The sequence below is a fragment of the Streptomyces sp. NPDC002130 genome, from assembly GCF_040296465.1.
GTDB lineage: Bacteria > Actinomycetota > Actinomycetes > Streptomycetales > Streptomycetaceae > Streptomyces.
Genome location: NZ_JBEOXI010000252.1, coordinates 1 through 11,421 on the forward strand (window position 1 = coordinate 1; position 11,421 = coordinate 11,421).

Genomic DNA, 11,421 nt, shown 5'->3' on the forward strand with positions numbered 1-11,421 from the left:
CGCCGGACCGCCCACACGTCGAACAGGTCCCCCGCGTACACCTTGCTGAAGATTCGCCCGAACAGCGCCCGGTCCTCCGCCTCGGCAACAGGCCCGTCGCCCATCCACCGGGACACCCTCGTGTCCTGGAACAGAGCGACGAAGCTCTCCTCGTCGTCCGGGCTGTAGGCGTCGAGCAGCAGGCGCGGGGTGCGCAGTGTCGGGGGCATGCCGGGGGACACTACGCACGGGGATGCGGTGCGGCAATCGACTTTGGCCGAACGCCTCACCGTCGCAGGCTGTAACTCACCATGGACGCCCCCACCACCGACCCGAACGCCGGCAGCAGGAACTGCGCGAAGGCCTCCCAGCCCCAGACGATCCCCGCGCACGCCGCCGTGATGTTGATGGCCAGGGACATGATCCACAGAGCGACGCTCTGGGCCTGAGGTGACATCGTTCCTCGTCGTCGTTCGTCGTCGTTCGTCGTCATTCGGGGCCGCGGAAAGGGGCGACCGAGGCGGAATCAACCCGGCCCCGGACCGGGAAGGGGCGGGAATTCCGGCAGCGGTGCCACATTCGACCGGGGAGGACCGGGGGTGCTCCCGTTCGGCGCGGAAGCCCCAGGGGCCACGATCGCGCGGTGCCCGGACATCGGTGCCGTCACGAGCAGGGTCAACGTGCTGACGGCGCACAGGCCGACGAGGAGGGTGCCCGCCGTGTACGCGCGCCCGGGGGCGCTCGAACCTGGGGGACGCATCGGCATCACGGTCGCTCCGGAATCGAGTCCGCCCCCCCTTTTTTTCATGGACCCCTGAATTCTTCCACGGGGCGGAATCACAAAAGGGCAGCTCGGATGCTTGAACTGTAAAGTTTCTGGCTCTCTTGTGGATTCACCGTGAAAGGTGAGCCCCCGACCGCATACTGATCGGTCGCTTCATGTGTGGGACCGCTCCGGAGGTCCGGCCCCGCCACACTGTCGTACCCGGGCGGTACCGTCGGATCATGACCGATCAGGCGGGGGCCGCCCAGACGGGCGAGCGGCGACTGGCCACACTGGAGGGCGTCCTCGAACGCATCACGTACGCCAACGAGGAGAACGGCTACACGGTCGCCCGGGTCGACACCGGCAGAGGCGCCGGAGACCTGCTCACGGTCGTCGGCGCGCTGCTCGGCGCACAGGTGGGCGAATCCCTGCGCATGGAGGGCCGCTGGGGTTCCCACCCGCAGTACGGAAAGCAGTTCCACGTCGAGAACTACACGACCGTCCTGCCGGCCACCGTCCAGGGCATCCGCCGCTACCTCGGCTCCGGCCTGGTCAAGGGCATCGGCCCGGTCTTCGCCGACCGCATCACCCAGCACTTCGGCACGGACACCCTCCAGATCATCGAGGAGGAGCCCAAGCGCCTCATCGAGGTCCCCGGCCTCGGCCCCAAGCGCACCAAGAAGATCGCCGACGCCTGGGAGGAGCAGAAGGCCATCAAGGAGGTCATGCTCTTCCTCCAGACCGTCGAGGTGTCCACCTCCATCGCCGTGCGCATCTACAAGAAGTACGGCGACGCCTCCATCTCGGTCGTCAAGAACCAGCCGTACCGGCTCGCCTCCGACGTCTGGGGCATCGGCTTCCTCACCGCCGACAAGATCGCCCAGTCCGTCGGCATCCCGCACGACAGCCCGGAGCGCGTCAAGGCGGGCCTGCAGTACGCACTGTCCCAGTCCACCGACCAGGGCCACTGCTTCCTCCCCGAGGAGCAGCTGATCAAGGACGCGGTGAAGCTGCTTCAGGTCGACACGGGCCTGGTCATCGAGTGCCTGGCGGAGCTGGCCGAGCCGCAGGTGGACGGCGAGGACCCCGGCGTCGTACGGGAGAAGGTGCCCGGCCCGGACGGCGGCGAGCCCGTCACCGCGATCTACCTCGTCCCCTTCCACCGTGCCGAACTCTCCCTCTCCGCCCAGCTGCTGCGCCTGCTGCACACCGGCGAGGACCGGATGCCGGCCTTCCGGACCGTCGCCTGGGACAAGGCGCTGAGCTGGCTGAAGGGGCGTACGGGCACCGACCTCGCCCCGGAGCAGGAGGCCGCCGTCAGGCTGGCGCTGACCGAGAAGGTCGCCGTCCTCACCGGCGGCCCGGGCTGCGGCAAGTCCTTCACGGTCCGCTCGATCGTGGAGCTGGCCCGTGCCAGGAAGGCCAAGGTCGTGCTCGCCGCCCCCACGGGCCGGGCCGCCAAGCGCCTGTCCGAGCTCACCGGCGCCGAGGCCTCCACCGTCCACCGCCTGCTGGAGCTCAAGCCCGGCGGCGACGCGGCCTACGACCGGGAACGCCCGCTGGACGCCGATCTGGTGGTGGTCGACGAGGCGTCCATGCTGGACCTGCTGCTCGCCAACAAGCTGGTGAAGGCCGTCCCGCCGGGGGCGCACCTGCTCTTCGTGGGGGACGTGGACCAGCTGCCCAGCGTCGGCGCGGGGGAGGTGCTCCGCGACCTCCTGGCCGACGGCGGCCCGATCCCCGCGGTGCGCCTCACCCGGGTCTTCCGGCAGGCCCAGCAGTCCGGTGTGGTGACCAACGCACACCGGATCAACGCAGGCCAACACCCGGTCACGGACGGCATGAAGGACTTCTTCCTCTTCGTCGAGGACGACACCGAGGCCGCCGGCCGGCTCACCGTCGACGTGGCCGCCCGCCGCATTCCGGCCAAGTTCGGACTCGACCCGCGCCGGGACGTCCAGGTCCTCGCCCCCATGCACCGCGGCCCGGCCGGCGCGGGCACCCTCAACGGCCTGCTCCAGCAGGCCGTCACCCCGGGGCGACCCGACCTGCCCGAGAAGAGATTCGGCGGACGGGTGTTCCGTGTCGGCGACAAGGTCACCCAGATTCGCAACAATTACGAGAAGGGCAAGAACGGTGTCTTCAACGGCACCGTCGGAGTGGTCACCTCGCTCGACCCGGTCGACCAGCGCCTGACGGTGCTCACGGACGAGGACGAGGAGGTGCCGTACGAGTTCGACGAGCTCGACGAGCTGGCCCACGCGTACGCCGTGACGATCCACCGCTCCCAGGGCAGCGAATACCCGGCGGTCGTCATCCCGGTCACCACGGGCGCCTGGATGATGCTCCAGCGGAACCTGCTCTACACCGCGGTCACCCGGGCGAAGCAGCTGGTCGTCCTCGTCGGTTCGCGCAAGGCGATCGGCCAGGCGGTGCGCACGATTTCGGCGGGCCGGCGCTGCACGGCACTCGACTTCCGGCTCGGTTCAGCGAAAAATGATCGATCAAATGAGTCGTGAAGGTCACAAGACACTTCCGGAAGGGGAACGCAGGGGGCAGGATGAGCAAGTTGACGGCACTCAGTGCCGCCGATAGGCCCGATGGTCGACCCCGAGTGCACTCTCCTGAGCCAAGTGGGGGATGGTAGAGACAGTCAGGGCAACCTCGAAGATGAGGCACAACGTCGGTGAGGGAAGACGTGAGCGACAACTCTGTAGTACTGCGGTACGGCGACGGCGAGTACACCTACCCGGTGATCGACAGCACCGTCGGTGACAAGGGCTTCGACATCGGAAAGCTCCGCGCCCAGACCGGTCTGGTGACGCTGGACAGCGGTTACGGCAACACTGCCGCGTATAAATCCGCCGTCACGTACCTGGACGGCGAAGCGGGCATCCTGCGGTACCGCGGCTACCCGATCGAGCAGCTGGCCGAGCGCTCCACCTTCCTGGAGGTCGCCTACCTGCTGATCAACGGCGAGCTGCCGACCGTCGACGAGCTCTCGGTGTTCAAGAACGACATCACGCAGCACACCCTGCTGCACGAGGACGTCAAGAACTTCTACAAGGGCTTCCCGCGCGACGCCCACCCGATGGCCATGCTGTCCTCGGTCGTCTCGGCGCTGTCCACGTTCTACCAGGACAGCCACAACCCGTTCGACGAGCGCCAGCGCAACCTCTCCACGATCCGCCTGCTCGCCAAGCTCCCGACGATCGCGGCGTACGCGTACAAGAAGTCGATCGGTCACCCGTTCGTCTACCCGCGCAACGACCTCGGCTACGTCGAGAACTTCCTCCGCATGACCTTCTCGGTCCCGGCGCAGGAGTACGAGCTGGACCCGACCGTGGTCTCCGCGCTCGACAAGCTGCTGATCCTGCACGCGGACCACGAGCAGAACTGCTCGACCTCCACGGTCCGCCTCGTCGGCTCCTCGCAGGCGAACATGTTCGCCTCGATCTCCGCCGGCATCAACGCGCTGTGGGGCCCGCTGCACGGCGGCGCCAACCAGTCCGTGCTGGAGATGCTGGAGGGCATCCGCGACTCCGGCGGCGACGTCGACTCCTTCATCCGCAAGGTGAAGAACAAGGAGGACGGCGTCCGCCTGATGGGCTTCGGCCACCGGGTCTACAAGAACTTCGACCCGCGCGCCAAGATCATCAAGGCGGCCGCGCACGACGTGCTGTCTGCTCTCGGCAAGTCTGACGAGCTGCTGGACATCGCGCTGAAGCTGGAGGAGCACGCGCTCTCCGACGACTACTTCGTCGAGCGCAGCCTCTACCCGAACGTCGACTTCTACACGGGCCTGATCTACCGGGCCATGGGCTTCCCGACCGAGATGTTCACGGTCCTGTTCGCCCTCGGCCGGCTGCCGGGCTGGATCGCCCAGTGGCACGAGATGATCAAGGAGCCGGGCTCCCGTATCGGCCGCCCGCGCCAGATCTACACGGGCGTGGTCGAGCGCGACTTCGTCCCCGTCGAGCAGCGCTGAGCGCCAGTACCGCGTCAGGTCCCCGTATCCGCTTGCCGGGTGCGGGGGCTTTCGCGTGATCTCTCACGGGATTTCTTACGCAATGAAGAAGGCGCCCCGGCGTCGGTCCCCCCACGGGCCGACGTCCAGGGCGCCTTCCCAGTCCCGGTACGGATTCCCCCCACGGGATCCGGCCGGGCGTCTGTGAGGACAGCGCCTGAATCGCTGTTGAGCAGAACGAGCAGAACTCGCCGTACTTCTGTGAGGTGCGATCTGCCGGGACAGCGCACGCCCGGGAGGGCCGCTCAAAGCTTCCCGGTGTACGTGCCCCGGCAACGCATCTCTGAGGAAGTCCCCCAAGACATCCCCAGGTGTCAGGTGGCGCCCCCCAAGACGCTCCCCGACATCGTCAACTTAGACCTTCGAACCCCTTCGATGGTTACGTTCGCATCACTGTGATCTGCGTCTCTTGCATATGTCCGTTAGATGCGCAAGAGCCTCGGATATCCCGACCGAGACCCAAGCGTAAGGAAGATGCGCGAGCCTTGTGAAGAGCTTATGTGAGCCGCGCCCGGGACTCCAGAGGGGCTCAAATCGCGTTCGCCGTGAAATTAGCCTGAATTCGGGCGACTTCACCTAAATGTCCGCAGTCGCAGACTGTTCGTGACGACGAAGACCGACGAGAAGGCCATCGCGGCCCCCGCGATCATCGGGTTCAGCAGGCCCGCTGCGGCCAGCGGCAGCGCGGCCACGTTGTAGCCGAAGGCCCACACCAGGTTGCCCTTGATCGTGGCCAGGGTCCGGCGGGACAGCCGGATGGCGTCCGCGGCCACCCGCAGATCGCCGCGGACCAGCGTCAGATCACCCGCCTCGATCGCCGCGTCGGTGCCCGTGCCCAGGGCCAGGCCCAGATCGGCGGTGGCGAGCGCGGCCGCGTCGTTGACCCCGTCGCCCACCATGGCGACGACCCGGCCCTCGGCCTGCAGCCGCCGTACCGCGGCGACCTTGTCCTCGGGCAGGACCTCGGCCACCACCTGCTCGATCCCCACGGCCGCGGCCACCGTCGCGGCCACCGTCCGGTTGTCCCCGGTCAGCAGCACCGGCGTGAGCCCCAACGCGCGCAGCTCCCGCACGGCTTCGGCGCTGGTCTCCTTGACCGCGTCCGCCACGGCCAGCACGGCCCGCGCCGTCCCGTCCCAGCCGGCCAGGACGGCCGTACGCCCGGCCCGCTCGGCCTCGTCCCGCGCGCGGGCCAGCTCCGGCGGAACGTCGTCGAAGAGCCGCCCGACCACGACGTCACGGCCCTCCACGCGCCCGCGTGCGCCCCGCCCAGGGACGTTCTCGAACCCTTCGACCTCCGGGAGCGGCCCGGCGCTCTCCTCGGCGCCCCGCGCGATCGCACGGGCGACGGGGTGCTCGGAGGCGTGCTCGACGGCGCCCGCGAGCCGCAGCACCTCCTTCTCGTCGGCGCCCTCGGCGACGTGCACCTCCTGGAGGGTCATCCGGCCGGTGGTGACCGTGCCGGTCTTGTCCAGGACGACCGTGTCCACCCGGCGCGTGGACTCCAGGACCTCCGGGCCCTTGATGAGGATGCCGAGCTGCGCGCCCCGGCCCGTGCCGACCATCAGCGCGGTCGGGGTGGCCAGGCCCAGCGCGCACGGGCAGGCGATGATCAGGACCGCGACGGCCGCCGTGAACGCGGCGACGCCGTCCCCGGTCAGCCCGAGCCAGGCCCCGGCCGTCGCGACGGCGATCAGCAGCACCACCGGCACGAAGATCCCGGAGACCCGGTCGGCGAGCCGCTGCACCTCGGCCTTGCCGTTCTGCGCGTCCTCCACCAGCTTCGCCATCCGCGCGAGCCGGGTGTCGGCGCCGACCCGGGTGGCCTCGACGACCAGCCGGCCGCCCGCGTTGACCGTCGCGCCGGTGACGGTGTCCCCGGCCGTCACATCCACCGGCACCGACTCGCCGGTCAGCATCGAGGCGTCCACGGCGGAGACCCCCTCGACGACCGTGCCGTCGGTGGCGATCTTCTCCCCGGGCCGTACGACGAACCGGTCGCCGACGGCGAGGCGCTGCGCCGGGATCCGCACCTCGCGCCCGTCCCGCAGCACGGCCACCTCCTTGGCGCCCAGGTCCATCAGCGCCCTGAGCGCGGCTCCGGCGCGGCGCTTGGACCGGGCCTCCAGGTAGCGGCCCAGCAGGATGAACGCGGTGACGCCGGAAGCGACCTCCAGGTAGACCGAGGAGGCGCCGTCCCCGCGCGAGACCGTGAGCTCGAAGGGGTGCCGCATGCCCGGCATACCCGCGTCACCGAGGAACAGCGCCCACAGGGACCAGCCGAACGCGGCGAGCGTGCCCAGGGAGACCAGCGTGTCCATGGTGGCGGCGCCGTGCCGGGCGTTCGTCCAGGCGGCGCGGTGGAACGGGAGTCCGCCCCAGACGACGACCGGTGCGGCGAGCGTGAGCGAGAGCCACTGCCAGTTGTCGAACTGCAGGGCCGGGACCATCGCCAGCAGGATGACGGGCAGGGCGAGGGCGGCGGAGACGGTGAGGCGCCGGCGGAGCGCCGACAGCTCGGGGTCCTCCGTCTCGGCGTCTGGAGCCTCCTCCCGCGGGGGCGCGGGCTCCTCGGCGGTGTACCCGGTCTGCACCACGGTGGCGATCAGATCGGCGACCTCGACGCCCGCGGGGTAGGCGACCCGGGCCTTCTCGGTCGCGTAGTTCACCGTGGCGGAGACGCCGTCCATGCGGTTGAGCTTCTTCTCGACGCGGGCAGCGCAGGAGGCGCAGGTCATCCCGCCGATGAGCAACTCGACCTCGGCGAGCGCGGGCTCCCGGCCGGTCGGCGCTTTGGCGGTGGTGCTGGTCATGTCCTCACTCCTGGAGATGCGGGCGCCCGGAAAGCGGAACGGGCCGTACGGGCCGGGGCGGCGGCGTACGGCCCGTACACGGGTACGAGTGCCAGGGCCGGCGCGTCTCAGACCTGCCGGCCGCCGGACCCGGGTGGGGTCGGGCCCGGCTGTCGGCCGGACCCGGGTGGCTCAGGCCCTGCCGGCCAGTTCGAAGCCGGCCTCGTCGACGGCGGCGCGCACGGCCTCGTCGTCGATCGGGGCCGCGGAGACGACGGTGACCTCGCCGGTCTTGGCGACGGCCGTCACCGAGCTCACGCCGGAGATCTGGGAGATCTCGCCGGAGACCGCGCCCTCGCAGTGTCCGCAGCTCATGCCGCTCACCTTGAAGACGGTGGTGACGGGGCCCGTGGTGTCGGTCTGGGCGGTCATGTCGTTACTCCTCGCAGAGGCATGTGGGGCTGTGGGGTCCACTGGGGGATCCGCACCACCCACTGTACCCCTAGGGGGTATCAACACACGACGGCCCCGCCAGGGGTCGCAGGTAGCGCAGAAGGGCGTCCTTCAGCTCCTGGATGTAGGCCTCCCGCTCGGTGCCCTCGTGGGCCAGGATCAGCTCCAGGCCGGCCTTGTAGATGCCGACACACATCCGGGCGGTGCGGGTGACGGCCGGGGCGGACGCGTCGGGCACGAAGGGGACGAGGAGCGTCTCGACCCGGGCGACCAGGGTGGTGTGCAGCGCGTCGTGCTCCTCGGCGATGCGCCCCGGGATGTCGGGGCCGTGCATCAGCGCGAAGAAGGCCGGGTGGCGGCCGTTGAACTCGATGAAGCGGTCGACGGCTCCGGTGATCACCTCTTCGAGCGAGGTCGCCGCGGGGTCGATCGGAGTCAGAACCTCGTCGTAGGACTGCCGCATCTCGTGCATGAGCCGTCCGCCCAGCTCGATCGCGATCGCTTCCTTGTTCGGGAAGAACTGGTACAGCGTGCCCGGTGAGACGCCTGCCTCGCGGGCGATGGCGTTGGTGCTGGCGGCCGTGTAGCCCGTCGTGGAGAAGACGGTTGCGGCGGCCTCGAGCAGCTGGGTGATCCGGCGCTCGCCGCGGGCCTGGCGGCGGCGCGGCCGCTCCTCGGCGGCCGTCGCCGCTGCGGTCTCCGTTGCGGGCTTCTCGGTCTTCTCGGGCACGCGTTATCCCCAGGTCTCAGAACGCGATTGACAAACGCGAGTGGTCGCTCGCATTCTGGAGTCGGCAGAAATGCGAGCGATCTCTCGTGTTTGCCAGTCTATGGCAGCCCCGTGCTGTCAGGCTGCGCCTGGACACGGGTCACGGTGAAGGGGACACCGCACGATGACCGAAGTCAACACACCACCGCGCGTCGGCGGCTGGACCCGTTTCGTCACCGCCCGGCCCAGGCTGTCGCTGCTGGTGGCGCTGGTGCTCACCGTCCTCGCGGTGCTGGCCGGCAGCGGCGTCGCCGACCGGCTCGGCGCCGGCGGCTGGGAGGATCCGGCCGCCGAGTCCACCTACGCCACCAAGGCCCTGGAGCGCGAGTTCCCGGGCTCCCAGCCCAACCTGCTGCTCCTGGTCGACGCGGGCGAGGCCTCGGTCGACGACCCGGCCGTCGCCGCCGAGGCCGAGCGGCTCGCCGAGCGCCTCGCGGGCGAGCGGGGCGTCACCGGCATCGGCTCCTACTGGCAGTCCGGCGCCCCGGCTCTGCGCTCGAAGGACGGTCACGAGGCACTGATCGCCGCCCGTATCACCGGCGACGAGAAGACCGCCGGCGAGACCCTGGAGCGCCTCGCGCCCCACTACCGCGGCACACACGGCCCGGTGCGGGTCGACGTCGGCGGCCCGGTCGCCGTGCGGCACGAGATGCAGACGGTCATCCAGGAGGACCTCACCCGGGCCGAGCTGATCGCCCTGCCCGTGACGCTGGTGCTGCTCGTGATGGTCTTCGGCAGCGCGGTCGCGGCCCTGCTGCCGCTCGGCATCGGCATCGTCGCCATCCTCGGGACGAACGCCGTGCTGCGCGGCCTCACCGAGGTCACCGACGTGTCCGTGTTCGCGATCAACCTCACCACGGCCCTCGGCCTGGGCCTCGCCATCGACTACGCGCTCTTCATCGTCCGCCGCTTCCGCGAGGAGCTGTCCACGGGCGCCGAGCCCCTGACCGCGATCGGCACGACCCTGCGCACAGCCGGCCGCACCGTGCTGTTCTCCGCCCTCACGGTCGCGGTCTCCCTGGCCGCGATGCTGGTCTTCCCGCAGTACTTCCTGCGCTCCTTCGCCTACGCCGGGATCGCCGTGGTGCTGCTGGCCGCCGCGGCCGCGCTGATCCTGCTCCCCGCGGCGCTGATCCTGCTGGGCCACCGGGTCAACGCGCTGGACCTGCGCCGCCTGTTCCGGCGCGGGAAGCGGCCGGATCCCACCCGGCAGGAGGGCAGGGCCTGGGCCCGCACGGCGACGCTCGTCATGCGCCGCGCCCCCTTCTTCGCCCTCGGCACCACAGCCGTCCTCGTCCTGCTCGGACTGCCCTTCCTGGGCGTGAGGTTCGGCACCGCCGACGACCGCCAGCTGCCCTCGACCTCCGAGTCCCATGTCGTGCAGCAGCACATCCGGGAGGGCTTCCCGGGCAGCCCCGGCGGCGGCCTCGAAGTGCTCGCCGAGGGCCGTGCGACCGAGGCGCAGTACGGCGCGTACAAGGAGCGCGTCGCCGCACTGCCCGGCGTGGCCGGGGTCGACGGACCACTGGTGAAGGGCGACTCCGCGTACTTCACGGTGCTGCCGAAGGGCGAGGCGGTCGACGAGCCGGCCCAGCGTCTGGTCGGCGACCTGCGCGAGACCAGGGCCCCCTTCGACACCAAGGTGACCGGCACGGCGGCCGTCCTGGTCGACTCCAAGGACGCCATAGGGGAGCGCCTGCCCCTCGCGGCCGTCTTCATCACGATCGTCACCCTCCTCCTGGTCTTCCTCCTCACAGGCAGCGTGCTGATACCGATCCAGGCGGTCGTGCTGAACGCGCTCAGTCTGACGGCCATGTTCGGCGCGGTCGTCTGGGTCTTCCAGGACGGCCACCTGTCCGGCCTGCTCGGCTTCACCAGCCCCGGATCCATCGAGACGACCCTCCCGGTCCTGATGTTCTGTGTGGCCTTCGGCCTGTCCATGGACTACGGAGTGTTCCTGCTCTCCCGCATCAAGGAGGAGTACGACCACACCGGCGACCACGACCAGGCCGTCCGCCACGGCCTCCAGCGCACCGGCGGGCTGATCTCGGCGGCGGCGGTGATCCTGGCCGTGGTCATGGTCGCGATCGGCACCTCCCGGGTGACCAACACCAAGATGCTCGGCCTGGGCATCGCCCTGGCGGTCCTGATGGACGCGATGATCGTCCGCAGTCTCCTGGTCCCCGCGGTCATGCGCCTCACGGGCCGCGCCACCTGGTGGGCCCCGGGCCCCCTGCGCCGCTTCCACGAACGCTTCGGCCTGAGCGAGGGGGAGAAGCCCGCACCGGCGGGGGAGGCGGAACCGACCCGGGACAAGGTCGGGGCCCGGGGCTAGCGTTCCCCCGAGGCGCGACCGACCGGGAAACGACTGACCGGGCGCGAGGGGGGTCGGCGCTCCCGGACATGAACGGAAGGCGGGTGGGTCCATGCGGGCCGTGGTGTTCGAGCGGTACGGGGAGACGGCCGAGGTGCGGGAGGTCGCGGACCCGGAGCCCGCGGAGCACGGGGTCGTCGTACGGGTCGAGGCCACCGGGCTGTGCCGCAGCGACTGGCACGGCTGGCAGGGCCACGACCCGGACATCACCCTGCCGCACGTGCCAGGGCACGAACTGGCCGGGGTCGTCGAGGCCGTGGG

9 protein-coding genes are annotated in these 11,421 nt (G+C 70.3%); 4 read left to right on the forward strand and 5 right to left on the reverse strand.

All coding sequences use genetic code 11. The features are described from left to right. Together ABT116_RS33600 and ABT116_RS33605 are read right to left on the reverse strand one after the other, a co-directional pair. Window positions 1-209 (reverse strand): GNAT family N-acetyltransferase (locus ABT116_RS33600; protein WP_502983982.1); only part of this gene is annotated, 209 nt, incomplete at its 3' end. 56 nt (window positions 210-265) lie between these two features. Beyond that, a complete protein-coding gene (locus ABT116_RS33605; RefSeq protein ID WP_157851227.1) occupies window positions 266-436 on the reverse strand; it encodes a hypothetical protein in 171 nt (56 codons plus the stop codon). A 548-nt stretch (window positions 437-984) separates the two neighbouring features. Here ABT116_RS33605 and recD2 point away from each other — a divergent pair. Continuing rightward, window positions 985-3,264: an SF1B family DNA helicase RecD2 gene (recD2, locus tag ABT116_RS33610; protein WP_351641549.1), complete on the forward strand. Its 2,280-nt coding sequence runs from the start codon at window positions 985-987 to the stop codon at window positions 3,262-3,264. A 179-nt stretch (window positions 3,265-3,443) separates the two neighbouring features. Then, entirely contained in the window at window positions 3,444-4,733 is a 1,290-nt protein-coding gene (locus tag ABT116_RS33615; RefSeq protein WP_351641555.1) for a citrate synthase, read from the forward strand. Window positions 4,734-5,344: 611 nt separating this feature from the next. Here the strand turns inward: ABT116_RS33615 and ABT116_RS33620 are convergent. The 3 genes from ABT116_RS33620 to ABT116_RS33630 all read right to left on the reverse strand — a co-directional run bounded on the left by ABT116_RS33620 (window position 5,345) and on the right by ABT116_RS33630 (window position 8,747). Then, entirely contained in the window at window positions 5,345-7,585 is a 2,241-nt protein-coding gene (locus tag ABT116_RS33620; RefSeq protein ID WP_351641560.1) for a heavy metal translocating P-type ATPase, read from the reverse strand. A 171-nt stretch (window positions 7,586-7,756) separates the two neighbouring features. Then, complete coding sequence (locus ABT116_RS33625) at window positions 7,757-7,996, reverse strand: heavy-metal-associated domain-containing protein (RefSeq protein ID WP_053671716.1); 240 nt, start codon at window positions 7,994-7,996, stop codon at window positions 7,757-7,759. Window positions 7,997-8,066: 70 nt separating this feature from the next. After that, window positions 8,067-8,747 (reverse strand): TetR/AcrR family transcriptional regulator, encoded by a 681-nt coding sequence (locus ABT116_RS33630; RefSeq protein ID WP_351641568.1) that lies wholly within the window; start codon window positions 8,745-8,747, stop codon window positions 8,067-8,069. Between the two features lie 163 nt (window positions 8,748-8,910). Here ABT116_RS33630 and ABT116_RS33635 point away from each other — a divergent pair, with 163 nt between their 5' ends. Together ABT116_RS33635 and ABT116_RS33640 are read left to right on the forward strand one after the other, a co-directional pair. Beyond that, the gene (locus ABT116_RS33635; protein WP_351641572.1) at window positions 8,911-11,121 is read left to right on the forward strand and encodes an MMPL family transporter; all 2,211 of its coding nucleotides are present in this window, start codon (window positions 8,911-8,913) and stop codon (window positions 11,119-11,121) included. 91 nt (window positions 11,122-11,212) lie between these two features. Continuing rightward, window positions 11,213-11,421, forward strand: a 209-nt coding sequence (locus ABT116_RS33640) for an alcohol dehydrogenase catalytic domain-containing protein (RefSeq protein ID WP_351641575.1), incomplete at its 3' end; no start/stop codon positions are given.